This is a genomic window from Pengzhenrongella phosphoraccumulans, from assembly GCF_045689905.1.
In the GTDB taxonomy this organism is placed as follows: domain Bacteria; phylum Actinomycetota; class Actinomycetes; order Actinomycetales; family Cellulomonadaceae; genus Pengzhenrongella; species Pengzhenrongella phosphoraccumulans.
This window is the reverse complement of sequence record NZ_CP144210.1, coordinates 1,300,560-1,316,797: the sequence shown is the minus strand read 5'-3', so window position 1 is coordinate 1,316,797 and position 16,238 is coordinate 1,300,560. Positions and strand designations below refer to the sequence as shown.

The following is a 16,238-nucleotide window of genomic DNA, read 5'->3' as shown; positions in this document are numbered from 1 at the left end:
CCCACAGCCAGGTCAGCCGCGTGGCCGTGGACCCTCGGCGCAGGTCATCGCGCACCGGCCTACGATGGTCCGTGGAGGTTCTCCATGAGTGTGACCACCGAATTCCTGCGTGAGATGGGTAGCGACCTGTCCGAACGCGAATTCGTCGACCTGATGCGTACCGCAGTGACCGAGACCCACGCCGACGTGCACGCCCGGCAGGCGCCCGACACCGCAGTCCACCTGACCGTGCGCGACGACGTCGTCCTCTCCCCGGGTGCGGAGGTGTCCGCGGTCCGGGCGGTGACGGACTGGGGGCGGATCGTCGCGACCAGCCGGACGACCGCGCAGGTCGCCCAGATGCTGGGGTGGGAGGCGTCGCGGGTACGCCGCATGATCGCCCTCGGCGGCCTGTACGCCAAGTCCATCGGGCGTAGCCAGCTGCTGCCGGCGTGGCAGTTCGAGGAGCAGGAGCCCCTTCCTGGGTTGCGCGAGGTCCTGGCGGCGCTCCCCGCCGATCAGCCTCCGCTCGAGGTCGAGGCGTGGATGACCACTCCGGTGACCGGGCTGGCGGTCGACGGCGAGGCGCTGTCGCCGCGGCTGTGGTTGATCTCCGGCGGCGACCCCGGGGAGGTCGTGGCCCTCACGCGGCCCCGATCGGCTTGGGCGGCCGCGCCGTCGCCGCTGTCACGCTTTCCGGTCGGCCTGCACTCCGTGCAGCCCTAGCCCAGGTCCAGCCAGCCCTGGCGGGCTGCGCCAACTGGGTGAGCCAGGCCGCACTTTCACCCCGCGAGGCCGGACTTCGCCCGCGTGCTGTGTGAGCGTGGGCGGTCCGCGAAACAGCCCACCGTGCCCCAGTGTGGCTTAGATCACACCTTTCAGACCCTCGGGATAGACCGCGCTGCTCGACTGCATGGAAGCCTCACCTGAGCATCATCAGGACATTCACCCCTCCGGGGGGCACAGGGGGGCACCAGTGGTCAATCCGCGCTCGATTCGTCCGCTCGTCGCGTTGGCGGCGGCCGTCGCCGTCATCGGTGGGATCGGCGTGGCGCCCGCGATGGCTCTCGCCGGCTGGGGCGGCGACGACCGCCCGACCACCACGACCGCCGTCTTCCTCGACAGCGCGGACCTCGAGTACGGCACCGCGGTGACCGGTGAAGTGACCGTGGCCACCGACCTCGAGAGCAGTGACGGCGGCGAGGGTGAGGTCCCGCCCGGCCTGACCGGGCAGGTCGAGCTCTCCGTGGACGGTGGCGCCACCGTCGCTGAGACGTTCGAGGACGGTCTGCTCCGCTTCGACCTCGGCGTACAGGCCCCGGGGAGTCACACGGTGACCGCCGAGTTCCCAGGCGACGACGAGTACGCGTCCTCCTCCGACAGCGCCGACTTCGCGGTGGCGCAGGTCCCCAGCAGCCTCACCGTGACCGAAGCTCCCGACCTCACCTTCGGCACGGCGGGCTCGATGACAGTGCAGGTCAACGCGAGCCCCGAGGCTGACCCGACCGGCGAGGTCACCCTGACCGACCGCGGCGTGGAGATCGCCAATGGGACTGTCACCGTCGACGCCGGTGGTTCCGGGCTGGGGACCGCCATGCTCGCGCTACCTGCGACGCTCGAGCCCGGCACCCACAACGTCGTGCTCGCCTACTCGGGCGACGACCTGGTCGAGCCGTCTGAGAGCGAGCCGTCCGACGTCGAGGTGGACCGGGCGCTCGCGAGCGTCACCGTCTCCCCGGAGCCGGCCGAGCTCGTCGTGGGGCAGAAACAGGCCCTCGTTGTCGACGTCGGCGAGGTCGCCGGGCACGTCGCCGAGGGCACCGTCCGCATCGACACCGACGGCGCCGATCTCGGGACCGTCGACCTCGTGGACGGGACCGGCTCGCTCGACCTTGCGACGCCGCTGCCCGCTGGGTCGACCGCGCTCTACCTTTCCTACTCCGGCGACGGGTTTCTCGCCGCGGCCGACGGCTCGGGCGAGGTGCCGACCCGCAAGGGCCAGCCCGTCGTGACCGTGACCGTGCCGGCCTCGGTCGCGCACGGCGTGCAGGCGTCCGCCCAGGTCGCCGTCCGGCTGCCCGACGGCGACGGCGGTTCCGCGCCGGTCACCGAGACGCCCGTGGCGTTCACCGCGACGCGGCCGGGAGTGACGGTCGACGCCGGCAGCGCCGCCACCGACGCCGAGGGCGTGCTCACGTTCGCGCTGCCGGCGGACCTCGCCGCAGGCGACTGGGCGATCAGCGCCACCATCGAGGCGACGAGCGAGACGTTCGCGGCGTCCGACGACACCGCGCGGCTCACGGTGACGGCGACGCCCGGAGCCACGGGCGGTACGCCGGTGACGACCCCCGTCCCTGCGACGCCCGGAGCCACGGGCGCTTCGCCGGTGGCAGCACCCGTCCGGGCGGCGACCCCGGCCCGCGCGCACGGCCTCGCTGGCGCCGTGCTCGCAGCCACAGGCGCGAACGTGCAGGACCTGGTCGGCTGGGCGATCGCCCTGCTGGCGCTCGGTGGTGCGGCGACCGTGTTCACGCGCCGGCGGGCCGGGCGGTCCGCGCGGGGCTCGAGCCACCGGGCCGACTGATCGGTCCGCACCTGCTGCCCGACGGCGCCGCCGCCGTCGGGCAGGTGCGGGGTTCAGACGAGGTGGGCCGGGTTGCCGACGGCCGTCCGGCCCGGCGGGACGTCCGACAGGACGACCGCACCGGCACGCGCGACGTGCCTCTGGCCGATGGACCCCATGAGTTCGCTGGATCGGGTTGAGTTCGCCGGGCTCAACCGGCGAACTCAACCCGATCCGGCGAACCCACCCACGGGCGATGCCCCCGGGCGTGTGGAGGGGTCCCGAATACTATGAAGCGTGGGAACAGTCCTCTTTGCGGCACGGCTCGCGGCGGGGCTATTGGCCGGGCTCGCGGTCCTCTCGGGCTGCTCGGTCGGGCCGACGACGGCGCCTTCGACGTCGGGCACGGGAGTGGTGGGCACCCAGCCGCCGTCGGACGCCGCGGCCCACACGCTGGGCCCGCGGGATCCGGCGACGTTCGCCGGCGAGCTGTTCACACGCACCAACGCGGTGCGGGCCGACGCCGGGCTGCCGGCGGTCGTGGCGTCGTCGTGCGCGCAGGCGGCCGCGGCGCAGCGGGCGGAGGCGCTGGTCGGGGCCGCGGAGCTGACCCACGCGCCGCTGACCGGGGTGATCTCGGACTGCGCGCCGTCGACGACCGCGGCAGAGAACCTGAGCCGGGCGGCCGCCGAGCCCGCCGACGTCATGGCGGCCTGGATGGCGTCGCCGGGGCACCGGTCCAACCTGCTCGACCCGGACCTGACCGAGCTCGGGGTGGGTTGCGTGCTCGACGGCGGCGAGATGCTGTGCTCGCAGGTGTACCTCGGACCGTGAGGCAGGTGGGTCGCCCTTGAGATCCTGCCAGGGTGCATCCGAGTCGACGTCGGGCGCGGTAGTGGGGGTGAGCGGGGCGATGGGGCTCCGCCGTCCACGACCAGCAGGAGGAACCATGCGCAAGTCCTTCGTGATCGCAGTCGCAACCGGGGCGCTGCTCGCCCTCACCGGAATCGCCCCAGCTCAGGCCCAGGACAGCCGAGCCACCGGGCGGGGAACGGCCGAGCTCTCGGTGCTGCACGGCGTGCCCGGGGTGGTCGTCGACGTCTACGTCAACGGCGCGCTCACGCTCGACAACTTCACCCCCGGGACCCTCGCGGGGCCGCTGAAGCTCGCCGCGGGGACCTACTCCGTGGCCATCACGGGGGCGGACGCGCTCGACGCGAGCGCGCCCATCATCGGGCCGGTGGACCTCACGCTGAAGCGGGGCAAGAGCTACACGGCGGTGGCGCACCTGTCGGAATCGGGGACGCCGACGGCGACCTTGTTCAAGAACGACCAGTCCGCCGTCAAGCGCGGTCAGGGTCGACTGACGGTGCGGCACGTCGCGGCCGCACCTGCCGTGGACGTGCTCGCTAACGGCGCCGTGGCGATCGCCGGGCTGACGAACGGCAACCAGGCCAAGCTCAAGCTCCCGGTCGGGACCTACTCGGCCGCCGTCGCGCTCGCGGGGACGACGGCGCCGGTGATCGGGCCGGCCGACGTGACGGTCGCGAAGCGGACCAACACGATCGTGTACGCGTGGGGCAGCGCCGCGGATGGCAGCCTCAACATCGCCGTGCAGACGGTGGCGTTGAAGCCGTGCGTCAAGCGCTAGTTAGCGGTTCCCAGGACGACTGAGGTCGTCCCAGGGGTTCCCAGAACAGGGGCCGGCGAGAGGGCTCCGGTGAGGGAGGTCGGGCGAGGCTGGCCCGGGACTTCCTCACCGGAGCCCCTGCCGCGGGTGGGGTTCTGTGACGGGAAAGTGACGCTTGCGATGCGCTCGCCGCGTTTTTCACGCAGGCTTGACGCTCGGGAGCGAAAGTCGGAGGCGTCTCGCAACACACACGTTGTGGGGAAGGCGTCAGCGGGAGGGCGAGCATGACTCGTGGGAGCAGCCGGCAGCGCAGGCGGGTGGCCTGGACGCTGGTGACCGTCGTGGTCGTGTCGATGGCGACGTCGGCCTCGGGGGTGGGTTCCGCCCTGGGGCCGCTCGAGGCAGGGGTGGCGTCTGGCCGGCAGGTGGTCGTGGAACCGGGCGACACGCTGCAGATCGAGCCGCTGCCGTCGACGGCGCGGCTCGCGGCGGGGTCGTCTTCAGAGCAGCCATTGGACGCGCAGGACTCGGCGGCGCAGTCGTCGACGGCGTCGTCGCCAGCTGGACGGTCGAGCGGGGCGGGCACTTCCGGATCGTCCGCGGCGCCGGGCAGCGGGGACATCCCCGAGTCCGCCCTGCGGGCCTATCGGGCCGCCGCCGCTGCGGTCGCGGTGAGCGACCCCACCTGCGGCCTCGACTTCGCGCTGCTCGCCGGCATCGGTCGCGTCGAGTCGAACCACGGGCGGTACGGAGGGGCGACGATCGGGGCCGACGGGGTCTCACACCCGCGGATCATCGGGATCCCGCTCGATGGCCGACCCGGCGTCGCGCGGATCCTCGACACCGACGGCGGCCGATTCGACGGTGACGTGGTGTTCGACCGCGCGGTCGGCCCGCTGCAGTTCATCCCGGGAACCTGGGCGCGTTCCGGGGTCGACGGTGACGGTGACGGGGTCGCCGACCCGCACGACATCGACGACGCCGCCCTGGCCGCGGCCCACTACCTGTGCGCCGGCGACTCCCGGGTGGGCGACCCGGCAGGCGCTGCCGCGGCATTGATGCGTTACAACCACAGCGTTCCGTACGGGCTGCGGGTGCTCGGGCTCGCCGAGGCGTATCGGCACGGTGTGACGGTCGGCGGCGCCGGGGGATCTGGAGCGGTCGCACCGCCCAGCAGTCCCGCGCCCGCGCCGGTCGTCGAACCGCCTGTGGTCGTGCCTCCCGTCGTCGAACAGGTGACCGTCCCGGCAAGTGAGCCAGTGACCCAACCGGTGACCGATCCGGTCCCCGGCCCCGTGGCTGCCCCCTCGACGTCCGCGGACCCGTCGACCGATCCCGTGACGGACCCGGCCACCGATCCCGTTACCGATCCCGTTACCGATCCCGTGATCGACCCGGTCACCGATCCGTCGACCGACCCGGTCACCGACTCCGCTTGTTCTGTTCCGGCGGCTCCGCCCGGCTCTCCCGCGCAGGAGCCGGAGGCGGCCAAGCCTGCAGCCGAACCTGCGGCCGATCCTGCTGCCGAAGCTGCAGCCCCGCAAGCCTCGGGCGTCGTCGCTCCGCAGGCCCCCACCGCGGTGGACCCGTGCGACCCGGTCGCCTATGCGGCTGGGCTGGTCGAGGAGGTGAACGAGGCGCGGGTCGCCGCGGGGTTGGCGCCGCTGGTCGGGTCCGAGTGCGCCCAGTCGGTTGCACTCGGTCGTGCCACGAGCCTTGTCGGTCAGGTGGACGTCACCCGGGCGTCCGTGGACGAGCTGCTCGCCGCGTGCGCCTCGGCACCCGGGGCGACCGAGATCGTCAGTCGCGGCTCCGCCTCGCCGGGCGACGTCGTGGCCGGGTGGCTGGCCTCAGGGGATCTCCGCGATGGACTCGTCGCCCCGCGGCTCACCGAGGTCGGCGTCGGCTGCGCACTCGACCGCGGCGAGCTGGTCTGCTCGTTCGTGCTCCTGCGCCCCTGACAACTCCAGCGCCCCTGACAACCTGCGAGCGATCAGTACCGTGACGCCTGCCCCGACGAGCGCGCCGAGTGTGTTCGCGACGACTTCGCTCACCGTCCCGGACCGCTGCGGACGCCAGATCGCCTGCGCGATCTCGGCGGTGATCGAGTAGCCGAAGCCGACGACCACCGCCCACCACCACCGGGTCGGGCGTAGGACGGCGGCGAGCAGAGGTCCGAACGGTACGAACAGCGCGACATTTGCGAGGAACTCGATGCGCGGATCGGTGAGCCAGGCCTCCGCTCCGATGGCCCGCACCTGCTCGGACACCACGGCGAGCGTATCGACGACCGGGGTCGTCGGGGTGCGCCAGCCGAGGACCACCGCGACGACCACGGTGTAGGCCGCAGGGCCCACCTCAGCCCGCGTCGCTGGGCGGGGAACGGATCGATCATGGGACGAGAGTAGGCGGTCGGCGCGGGGATGGTCCGGTCAGACGGCTGGCAGCTAGCGGGCCTCCGTCGGGCGCTGCGACCGCTCGAACAACCGCGGACGCTGTGTGGCAAACGGGTACTTCTTCCTACGCCGCCCACCCTTCAGTTTCGTTACCTAAGGTAATGACGTAGGCTAAGGACATGCCCAGCATCACCGCACCAGTCCCGGCCGTAGCGCCGTCGTCGTCGGCCGTGAAGCCCTCTCAGTGCCGCCCCGGCACGCTCGCCGGTGAGCTCCGCATCGCGCTGCTCCGGACCGCCCGGCGCGTCCGGATGGAGCGCAGCAGCACCGAGATCACGGACGCGCAGTACTCCGTGCTGCACGGCCTCGCCAAGCTCGGGCCGCTCACGCCCGGCGTGCTGGCCGAGCGCGAGCACGTCCAGCCGCCGTCGATGACGCGCACGGTGGCGGCCCTCGTCGAGGCCGGGCTCGTGGCGCGCAGCGAGCACCCGACCGACCGTCGTCAGGTGCTCGTCACGATCACCGCCGCGGGCGAGCAAGAGGTGCGCGAGACGAAGCGGCGACGCGACGCGTGGCTCGCCAAGAGACTCGCGGGTCTGACCCTGGCCGAGCGCGCCACGCTCGCCGAAGCCACCGAGATCCTCCGGAGTATTGCCACTACATGAGTCCTACTTTTTCCTCGTTCCGTTACTTCAACTACCGGCTGTGGTTCGCCGGTGCGCTCGTCGCGAACGTCGGCACCTGGATGCAGCGCGTCGCCCAGGACTGGCTCGTGCTCACCGTCCTCACGAACGAGTCGGGCGTCGCCGTCGGCGTCGTGACGGCGCTGCAGTTCCTGCCCGTGCTCGCGCTGTCGGCCTGGGCCGGCCTGCTCGCCGACCGGGTGAACCGCCGCAAGCTGATCATCGTCACGCAGTCCCTGCTGGCGCTGCTCGCGCTTGGGCTCGGCGCGCTGACCATGTCGGGTCACGTCGAGCTGTGGCACGTGTACGTGTTCGCGACGCTGCTCGGTTGCGTGTCGGCCATCGACAACCCGGTCCGGCAGACCTTCGTCGCCGACATGGTGCCCGCGAGCCGGCTGCCGAACGCCGTTGCGCTCAACAGCGCGTCCTTCAACGCCGCGCGCCTGATCGGCCCCGGGGTTGCGGGGCTGATGATCGCCTGGGTCGGGACCGGTTGGGTCTTCCTCATCAACGGGCTCTCGTTCGCGGCGACGATCTTCGCGCTGACCCAGATGCGTACCCGCGAGCTGCGGCCCGCCCCGCGCGTGGTGCGGGACAAGGGTCAGATCCGCGCCGGCATCCGGTACGTGCGGCGGCGCAGCGACATCCTGGTGATCATGGTCGTCGTCGGCGTCGTGTCGACGTTCGGACTGAACTTCCAGCTCACGAGCGCGCTGATGGCACGGACGGAGTTCGGCAAGGGCGCGGGGGAGTACGGGATCCTCGGGTCGATCATGGCGATCGGGTCGCTCGCCGGGGCGCTGCTCGCCGCGCGGCGCGAGCAACCGCGCGTGCGGCTCGTGATCGGGTCGGCGTTCGCGTTCGGGATCGCCGACGGGATCATGGCGCTCATGCCGACGTACCCGACGTTCGCGGTCGCGTGCATCCCGGTGGGGCTGGCGTCGCTCACCATGATGACGGCGGCGAACGCGACCATCCAGACGACCACCGACCCCTCGATGCGCGGGCGCGTCATGGCTCTGTACATGATCGTGTTCCTCGGCGCGACGCCGATCGGCTCACCCCTGGTCGGCTGGATCGGCGAGACCTACGGCGCGCGCTGGGCGATCGGCATCGGCGCGATCGCGTCGCTGCTGGTGGCGAGCGGTGCGGCCGTGTGGGCCATGCGGCACTGGCACCTCGAGGTGCGCTACCACGTGCACCGGCCGCACCTGCAGATCACCTACCTCGACGCGGAACCCCTGCCGGGCACCGCCGCCGACCTGGCCGCCCGAGCGGACGCGGCCCTCCGCATCCGCGAACGCGAGCTCCAAGACGCGACCACGGCCGCCTGACCCACCCCGCCTGACCCCGCCGGCCGCGGAGCGCCGCGAACCCCGAGAAGTGGTCCCCCCGGATCTCCCCCCGACAACCCCTTCTCCCAGTTCGCGGCCGCTGAACCGCCCTGCCGCCCCGAAATGGCCCGACGCGCTCTGCGGCTCCGTCCCGCCCGACCGCCGCACGTTCTTCGCCGATTTGCGCGCGAACCCCGAGAAGTGGCGCTGCGGTTTCCTTGGGGACAACCACAGCTCCCGGTTCGCGGAGCCCGCGGGCGGCTGGTGCGCGGTTGGTGTGTGCTCGAGCCGACCCGAGGTTCGGTTTCTCGCGCCGTGTCCACCGGGGAGGGGACCGCGCCGGTGGATCTCCTGGACCGGCGGCAGGGTCCGGTCCTATGAATCCGCCCAGTCACCTGCCGCAGAACCCCACCTACCCTCCCGATCCCGTTCGCGGGCCTGCGCCGGGCCGCCTAGCCAGTTCCCTGCCCGACGCCGTCATCGGCCCCGTTCGCGTGGCCGATGCGCTCGCCGCGGGAGTGAGTCGCGGGCGGCTGCGCAACCCGTCGCTCGTCGCGCCGGTGCGGGGCGTCCGGATGCCGGTCGAACATGCCGGGGATCTCGCGGCGCGCTGCCGGGCGATCGGCCTCGTCCTGCCCGACGACGCCGCGTTCTCTCACGCCACCGCCGCCGCCCTCTGGCGACTGCCGTTGCCACGCATGATCGATCCGGCGGCGCCCGCGCACGTCAGCGGGCCGGCTGGACGCACCGTGATCCACGCGCGTGCGCTGACCACTCACGAGGGGATCCGGCCCGACGACGTCGCGCGGTGCCGCGACCTGCCCGTCACCACGGTCGCGCGCACCTGGGCGGATCTGGGCGCCGTGCTCGGGCTGACGGACCTGGTCATCCTCACCGACGCGATCCTCTCGCTTCCGTACCCGCGCACAACGACGTCCGACCTCACCGTCGCGCTCGACCGAGCCGCGGGTCGGCGGGGGTGCCGCGCGCTTCGTCGAGCGCTCGGGCTCGCGCGGCACCTGGTCGACTCGCCGATGGAGACGCGGGTGCGCCTGAAGCTCGTCGCGTCGGGGTTCCCATGTCCCCGCGTCGGCGCGGATCTCTTCGACGATCGCGGCTGCTGGATCGCGCGGCCCGACCTGTGCTGGCCCACCCTGCGGCTCGCGATCGAGTACGACGGCGAGCACCACCGCACCGACCGATTCCAGTACGCCAAGGACATCCACCGCAAGGAGCAGATGGAGGACCTCGGCTGGCGGTCGATCGTGCTGTTGTCCGACGACGTGAACCGCCGCTGGACCGTGACCGAGTCCAGGATCACGGACGCCTTCGCCTCCCGCGGCATCCGCAACCCGCGGATGGTCCCCTCGGAGCCGGACACCCCGACTCGAACCCGCCTGACGACCCCCCGTCCGACCTGACCGCGACCCAGGCCCGCGAACCCGGAGCTGTGGTCGTCCTGAGCCCCCGTGCGACGACCACAGCTCGGGGTTCGACGGCGGGCGGCGCGCTCGGAGGTGGGGCGTCGGGCTGTGGGGCGGTCGGTGGTGGGGCGGGTCAGGTGGTCATCGCGTGGAGCAGCAGCGAGAGCAGCAGCAGGAAGACCGTGCCCGCCGGGAACATCGCGGTGGCGGTCAGGGTGGCGAACAGGGGGCTCTCGATCAGGCGTCCCAGCCGCGTCGGCGCCGGGGGGAGCGGGGCGAGCGGGGACGTGATCTTGTCGTCAAGCCCGTGGCCTGCCCGGATCCGCACGAGCGCCCACCCGACGCCCGCCGCGAGCAGACCGGCTCCCGCGGCGAGGCCCCAGCCCGCCCCGACCCGCCAGATCGGCACGTCCCAGAGCAGCAGAGCGGCGACGCCGACCCCGATGACGACAAACATCCAGCCGGCCAGCAGGAGTCCGGCACGGACAGGGTGGCGTACGAGCAGACGCAGCGCGGGATCGGCGAAGCGGACGACCGCCGTCAAGGCGATCGCGGTGACGAGCGCGCCCACGAGGAACCCCACCGTGAACTCGAGCGGTCGGCCGCGCAGCATCGGGTCGAAGCTCCAGCTCAGCAGCGACATCCCGGCGAACTGGACCGCAGTGGGGGCGAACTCCCGCAGCGCGACGCGAGCGGACACGTCGTCGGTCCCGGGCAGATCGAGGCTGCGCGCGTAGGTGATCGCGTCGCCGAAGGCGTCCGGAGCGCTCTCGCCGCTGTCGGCGCAGTGCGACTCGACCTCGCTCAGCGCGCTGCCGATGTCGTCTCCCGACACGCCGAGCAGGCGCAGCTCGAGCACGAAGTTCTCGGCCCAGGTCCCGTCGACGTGCGGGGCGAGTCGACCTTCGAGGGTGAAATCGGACGCACCCTTGCGGCTGTCGACGGGTGAGCTCATGGCGCAACCTCTCTGGTGCTGGCATCGGTGCTGGCGGGGATGGTCGACGTCGGCGGGTTGGCGAGGATCTCGCCGGTCAGCGCGGTGAAGCGGGCCCACCGGTCGGCGGTGCTCGCGAGCTCGGCGCGCCCGCGGGAGGTGAGCTCGTAGTACTTGCGGCCGGGTCCTCCGTCGCCGGCCCGCCAGTGCGCGGTGACCAGCCCGGCGTTCTCGAGCCGGATCAGCAGCGGGTACAAGGTCCCACCCTTGACCGTGCCGAGCCCGGAGTCCGCGAGCCGGGTCGCCACGGCGTACCCGTACGTCGCGCCGTCGGCCAGCACGCGGAGCACGCACAGCTCGAGCACGCCGCGCAACCACTCGCTGGGCCACCCGCTATCGGACACAACTAGACAGTAACCCGATCTAGTCAGACGCACAACGTACTGAACCCCCGAGCCCAACAACGCGAACCCCGCGAAGTGGTCGCGGTTCGGGTGACCGGCACGACCACAGCTCGCGGTTCGGCGCGCTGCGCGGCGCCGTGCCGGGCCGAGGGCGTGTTCTGCGACGATCTGGGTGTGGATGCAGTCCAATGGGGGATGTCTTCCGGTCAGGGCGACGCTGCCCCCGCGTATCCGGCTCGGCTCGTCCCGCCCGTCGTCGTCGGGATCGGACCCGTGTCGGTGGCCGACGTCGTCTCGGTCGCTCGCCTGGACGCAGCCGTCCGCATCGACGACCTCGCCTCCCGGGCGATCACCGAGTCGCGCGCCCTCATCGACCGGCTCGCGACCGACCCGGTGCCGCACTACGGCATCTCGACCGGCTTCGGCGCGCTCGCCACGACCTTCATCGCACCCGAGCGCCGCGCCCAGCTGCAGCAGAGCCTCATCCGCTCGCATGCGGCCGGGTCGGGCGCCGAGGTCGAGCGCGAGACCGTCCGGGCGCTGATGCTGCTGCGCCTGTCGACCCTGGCGACCGGTCGCACCGGCGTGCGGCTCGCGACCGTGACCGCCTACGCCGCGCTGCTCAACGCCGGGATCACCCCGGTGGTCCGCGAGTTCGGGTCGCTCGGCTGCTCCGGCGACCTCGCCCCGCTGGCCCACTGCGCGCTCGCGCTCATGGGCGAGGGCACCGTGCGCGACCGGTCGGGCGCCGAGGTGCCCGCCGCCGACGCGTTGCGCGCGGCCGGGCTCACCCCGGTCGTCCTCGCCGAGAAAGAGGGTCTCGCCCTCATCAACGGCACCGACGGCATGCTCGGCATGCTGAGCCTCGCGCTGCACGACCTGCGCGCCCTGCTCACGCACGCCGACGTCGCCGCCGCGATGAGCGTCGAGGCGCTGCTGGGGACCGACGCCGTCTTCGCCGACGACCTCGCCGCGCTGCGCCCGCAGGTCGGCCAGCGCGCGTCGGCCACCAACCTGCGGGTCCTGCTGGCCGGCTCCCCGATCGTCGCGAGCCACCGCGGCCCCGACTGCACCCGCGTGCAGGACGCGTACTCGCTGCGCTGCGCCCCCCAGGTGCACGGCGCCGCGCGCGACACGCTCGACCACGCCGCGCTGGTCGCCGACCGTGAGCTCGCCTCGGTGATCGACAACCCCGTCGTCACGCTCGACGGGCGCGTCGAGTCGAGCGGCAACTTCCACGGCGCCCCGGTCGGCTATGTGCTCGACTTCCTCGCGATCGTCGTCGCGGACGTCGCGAGCATGTCCGAGCGGCGCACCGACCGGCTGCTCGACCCCGCGCGCAGCGCCGGCCTGCCCCCGTTCCTCGCGCACGACGCCGGCGTCGACTCCGGCCTGATGATCGCGCAGTACACCGCCGCCGCGATCGTGTCCGAGCTCAAGCGGCTCGCGGCACCGGCGTCGGTCGACTCCATCCCGTCGTCGGCCATGCAGGAGGACCACGTGTCGATGGGCTGGGCCGCCGCGCGCAAGCTGCGCATCGCGATCGACGGGCTGACGCGCGTGCTCGCGATCGAGATCATGACCGCCTCCCGGGCGCTGGACCTGCGCGCGCCGCTGACCCCGGCCGCGGGCACGGGCGCCGTCGTCGAACGCGTGCGGCGCGACGTCGCCGGCCCCGGGGGCGACCGGTTCCTCTCGCCCGAGATCGAGGCCGTCACGGCCGCCGTGCTGTCTGGCGACCTGCTGACGGCGGCCCGCGCCCGCATCGGCGAGCTGCTCTGACGCGTCGGCGATCCCTGACCACCCACGACCCCGCCCGGGAGGCACCCACCATGGCCGTTGAGCACGGACCCCGACCCGTCCGCGCCCCTCGCGGCAGCGCGCTCACGGCCAAGAGCTGGCAGACCGAGGCCCCGCTGCGGATGCTGATGAACAACCTGGACCCCGACGTCGCCGAGCACCCGGACGCGCTCGTCGTGTACGGCGGCACCGGCCGGGCCGCCCGCAGCTGGGCCGCCTACGACGCCATCGTCGCCACGCTCACGACCCTCGAGGACGACGAGACGCTGCTCGTGCAGTCGGGCAAGCCGGTCGGCGTCTTCCGCACGCACCCGTGGGCCCCGCGCGTGCTCATCGCCAACTCGAACCTCGTGGGCGAGTGGGCGACCTGGCCGGAGTTCCGCCGGCTCGAGGCTCTCGGCCTGACGATGTACGGCCAGATGACCGCCGGCTCGTGGATCTACATCGGCACCCAGGGCATCCTGCAGGGCACCTACGAGACGTTCGCCGCGGTCGCCGCGAAACGGTTCGGCGGCACGCTCGCCGGCACGCTCACCCTGACCGGGGGTGCCGGCGGGATGGGTGGCGCGCAGCCGCTCGCGGTCACCATGAACGACGGCGTCGTGCTCATCGTGGACGTCGACGTCACCCGCCTGCGCCGCCGCCTGGACCACGGCTACCTGGACGAGCTCGCCCACGACCTGGACGACGCCGTCGGCCGTGTCCTGGCGGCGAAGGCGGCGCGCCGTGCGCTGTCGGTCGGCCTGGTCGGCAACGCGGCGACGGTGTTCGCCGACCTGCTCGCGCGCGGGACGCCGATCGACATCGTCACCGACCAGACCTCGGCGCACGACCCGCTGGCGTACCTGCCCGAGGGGATCACCGTGGACGACTGGCACGCCGCCGCGGCCGCCGACCCGGTCGGGTTCACCGCGCGGGCCCGCGCCTCGATGGCCAAGCAGGTCACCGCGATGGTCGGGTTCGCCGACGCGGGGGCCGAGGTGTTCGACTACGGCAACTCGATCCGCGCCGAGGCGCTGCTCGGCGGGTGCGAGCGCGCGTTCGCGTTCCCCGGGTTCGTGCCCGCGTACATCCGGCCGCTGTTCGCGGAAGGCAAGGGCCCGTTCCGGTGGGTCGCACTCTCCGGGGACCCGGCTGACATCGCCGCCACCGACGCCGCCGTCCTGGCGCTGTTCCCCGACGACGAGCACTTGCGCCGCTGGATCACCGCCGCGGGCGAGAAAGTGGCGTTCGAGGGCCTGCCGGCGCGGATCTGCTGGCTCGGGTACGGCGAGCGGCATCTGGCCGGCCTGCGGTTCAACGAGATGGTCGCGAACGGCGAGGTGAGCGCCCCGATCGTCATCGGCCGCGACCACCTCGACGCCGGCTCGGTCGCCTCCCCGTACCGCGAGACCGAGGCCATGGCCGACGGCTCCGACGCCATCGCCGACTGGCCCCTGCTCAACGCGCTGCTGAACACCGCGTCCGGGGCGACCTGGGTGTCGATCCATCACGGCGGTGGGGTCGGCATCGGCCGGAGCATCCACGCCGGGCAGGTGATCGTCGCGGACGGGACCGCGCTCGCGGCCGAGAAGATCGCCCGCGTGCTGCTCAACGACCCCGGCACCGGCGTGATGCGGCACGTCGACTCCGGGTACCCCCGGGCCGCGGAGGTCGCGCGCGAGCGCGGGCTGCGCGTGCCGATGGACGAGCAGTGAGCCCTCCCCTCGAGGGCAACCCGCCCGTCTCCTACTGGTGCGCCACCCTGCTGTCCGCGGCCGGCCCCGCCCCGGCGCGCGAGCACGGCGTCCGGCTCGAGGTCGGCCCCGACGGCCGGATCTCGAAGGTCGAGCTCGACGGCGGGCCCGCCCCCGGTGACATCGGGCTGCACACCGTGCTCCCGGGGATGGCGAACGCGCACTCGCACGCGTTCCATCGCGTCCTGCGCGGCCGCACGCACACGGCCGACGACGGCGACTTCTGGGGCTGGCGCCAGGCGATGTACCGCGCCGCCGCCGTGCTGGACCCCGAGAGGTACTACGCGCTCGCGCGGGCCGTGTTCGCCGAGATGCTCGTCACGGGCTGGACCGCGGTCGGCGAGTTCCACTACCTGCACCACCGCGCCGACGGCACGCCGTATGCGCCCGCGCACGCCATGGAGCGCGCTGTCGTGGCCGCCGCGCGCGACGTCGGGATCCGGCTCGTGCTCCTCGACACGTGCTACCTGCAGGCGGGAATAGGCGACCGTCCGCTCGAGCCGGGCCAGCGCGCGTTCGGCGACGGCACGGCCGCGGCATGGTTGCGCCGCTGGACGTCGCTGCGCGAGGAGCTCGGCGCCGACCCGGACCGTCGCGTGAGCCTCGGCGCCGCGATCCACTCCGTGCGGGCCGTGCCGCCCGAGGCGATCGCCGAGATCGTCGCCGGCCTGCCCGCGGGCGTGCCGCTGCACGTGCACGTGTCCGAGCAGCCGCAGGAGAACGCCGACTGCCTGGCCGCGTACGGTGTCACCCCGACCGCGCTGCTCGACCGGCTGGGTGCGCTCGACCGACCCCTGGCCGTCGTCCACGCGACGCACCTCACCGACGAAGACGTCGCCCGGCTCGGCGCGGCCGGCGTGATCGTGGTGATGTGCCCCACGACGGAGGCCGACCTGGGCGACGGCATCGGATGCGCCCGGGACCTCGCCGGGGCGGGTGCGCGGATCGCGCTCGGTTCGGACCAGAACGCCGTGGTCGACCCGTTCCGCGAGATGCGGGACCTCGAGATGGGCCAGCGGCTGGCCTCGGGTCGCCGCGCCCGGTTCGACCCGGCTGAGCTGCTCGCCGCGGCGACGACCCATGGCTACGAGGCCCTCGGCCTGGGCGCTGCGCGCCTGCGGGTCGGCGACCTCGCGGACCTGGTCGAGCTCCGGTCCACGAGCGTGACCGTCGGGTGCGCCCCCGAACAGCTCCCCCTGGTGGCCACCGCGGGCGACGTCGGACGCGTCGTCGTGCACGGCCAGATCGTGGCCGACGGCGGCCGCCTCGCGTCGGGCGAGGATCCCGCCGCGCTGCTGCGCGCAGCCCTGGGAGACCTCCCGTCCAGCCGCCACCAGAGAGCCCGTTGATGACCC

General features: G+C 73.1%; 14 protein-coding genes. 11 read left to right on the top strand and 3 right to left on the bottom strand.

All coding sequences use genetic code 11. The features are described from left to right. The first annotated feature begins 84 nt into the window (after window positions 1–84). The 5 genes from VTA80_RS06085 (at window position 85) to VTA80_RS06065 (ending at window position 6,133) form a co-directional block, all read left to right on the top strand. On the top strand, window positions 85–705 hold the full coding sequence (locus VTA80_RS06085; RefSeq protein ID WP_407344500.1) for a hypothetical protein: 621 nt from the start codon (window positions 85–87) through the stop codon (window positions 703–705). Window positions 706–955: 250 nt separating this feature from the next. Further along, the gene (locus VTA80_RS06080; protein ID WP_407344499.1) at window positions 956–2,563 is read left to right on the top strand and encodes an Ig-like domain repeat protein; all 1,608 of its coding nucleotides are present in this window, start codon (window positions 956–958) and stop codon (window positions 2,561–2,563) included. A 276-nt stretch (window positions 2,564–2,839) separates the two neighbouring features. Continuing rightward, window positions 2,840–3,376 carry a CAP domain-containing protein gene (locus VTA80_RS06075; protein WP_407344498.1) on the top strand — a complete coding sequence of 179 codons (537 nt, stop codon included), beginning with the start codon at window positions 2,840–2,842 and terminating at the stop codon, window positions 3,374–3,376. 115 nt (window positions 3,377–3,491) lie between these two features. After that, on the top strand, window positions 3,492–4,193 hold the full coding sequence (locus tag VTA80_RS06070) for a DUF4397 domain-containing protein (protein ID WP_407344497.1): 702 nt from the start codon (window positions 3,492–3,494) through the stop codon (window positions 4,191–4,193). A gap of 263 nt (window positions 4,194–4,456) precedes the next feature. After that, window positions 4,457–6,133 carry a lytic murein transglycosylase gene (locus tag VTA80_RS06065; protein WP_407344496.1) on the top strand — a complete coding sequence of 559 codons (1,677 nt, stop codon included), beginning with the start codon at window positions 4,457–4,459 and terminating at the stop codon, window positions 6,131–6,133. On the opposite strand, the gene VTA80_RS06060 is transcribed toward VTA80_RS06065, so the two are convergent. Beyond that, window positions 6,023–6,529, bottom strand: coding sequence for a VanZ family protein (locus VTA80_RS06060; RefSeq protein WP_407344495.1), 507 nt, complete (start codon window positions 6,527–6,529; stop codon window positions 6,023–6,025). The two genes, VTA80_RS06065 and VTA80_RS06060, sit on opposite strands and share 111 nt — an antisense overlap. 218 nt (window positions 6,530–6,747) lie before the next feature. Here VTA80_RS06060 and VTA80_RS06055 point away from each other — a divergent pair, with 218 nt between their 5' ends. The 3 genes from VTA80_RS06055 to VTA80_RS06045 all read left to right on the top strand — a co-directional run bounded on the left by VTA80_RS06055 (window position 6,748) and on the right by VTA80_RS06045 (window position 10,006). Further along, entirely contained in the window at window positions 6,748–7,233 is a 486-nt protein-coding gene (locus VTA80_RS06055) for a MarR family winged helix-turn-helix transcriptional regulator (RefSeq protein ID WP_407344494.1), read from the top strand. Then, window positions 7,230–8,585, top strand: a complete 1,356-nt coding sequence (locus tag VTA80_RS06050) for an MFS transporter (RefSeq protein WP_407344493.1) — start codon at window positions 7,230–7,232, stop codon at window positions 8,583–8,585. Before VTA80_RS06055 ends, VTA80_RS06050 begins: the two co-directional genes overlap by 4 nt. Window positions 8,586–8,962: 377 nt before the next feature. Next, a complete protein-coding gene (locus tag VTA80_RS06045; protein WP_407344492.1) occupies window positions 8,963–10,006 on the top strand; it encodes an endonuclease domain-containing protein in 1,044 nt (347 codons plus the stop codon). A gap of 136 nt (window positions 10,007–10,142) precedes the next feature. Here VTA80_RS06045 and VTA80_RS06040 read toward each other — a convergent pair whose 3' ends face one another. Then, the gene (locus tag VTA80_RS06040) at window positions 10,143–10,964 is read right to left on the bottom strand and encodes a hypothetical protein (protein WP_407344491.1); all 822 of its coding nucleotides are present in this window, start codon (window positions 10,962–10,964) and stop codon (window positions 10,143–10,145) included. Beyond that, complete coding sequence (locus VTA80_RS06035) at window positions 10,961–11,347, bottom strand: PadR family transcriptional regulator (protein WP_407344490.1); 387 nt, start codon at window positions 11,345–11,347, stop codon at window positions 10,961–10,963. Before VTA80_RS06035 ends, VTA80_RS06040 begins: the two co-directional genes overlap by 4 nt. Before the next feature lie 195 nt (window positions 11,348–11,542). On the opposite strand from VTA80_RS06035, the gene hutH reads away from it, so the two are divergent. From hutH to VTA80_RS06020, 3 genes are read left to right on the top strand one after another with little or no spacing between them, the layout of a single operon-like run. Further along, complete coding sequence (gene hutH / locus VTA80_RS06030; RefSeq protein ID WP_407345706.1) at window positions 11,543–13,129, top strand: histidine ammonia-lyase; 1,587 nt, start codon at window positions 11,543–11,545, stop codon at window positions 13,127–13,129. A 50-nt stretch (window positions 13,130–13,179) separates the two neighbouring features. Continuing rightward, window positions 13,180–14,844 (top strand): urocanate hydratase, encoded by a 1,665-nt coding sequence (hutU, locus tag VTA80_RS06025; RefSeq protein ID WP_407344488.1) that lies wholly within the window; start codon window positions 13,180–13,182, stop codon window positions 14,842–14,844. Then, window positions 14,841–16,232, top strand: a complete 1,392-nt coding sequence (locus tag VTA80_RS06020; protein WP_407344487.1) for a formimidoylglutamate deiminase — start codon at window positions 14,841–14,843, stop codon at window positions 16,230–16,232. The genes hutU and VTA80_RS06020 overlap by 4 nt, the downstream gene beginning before the upstream one ends. The last annotated feature ends 6 nt before the right edge of the window (window positions 16,233–16,238 follow it).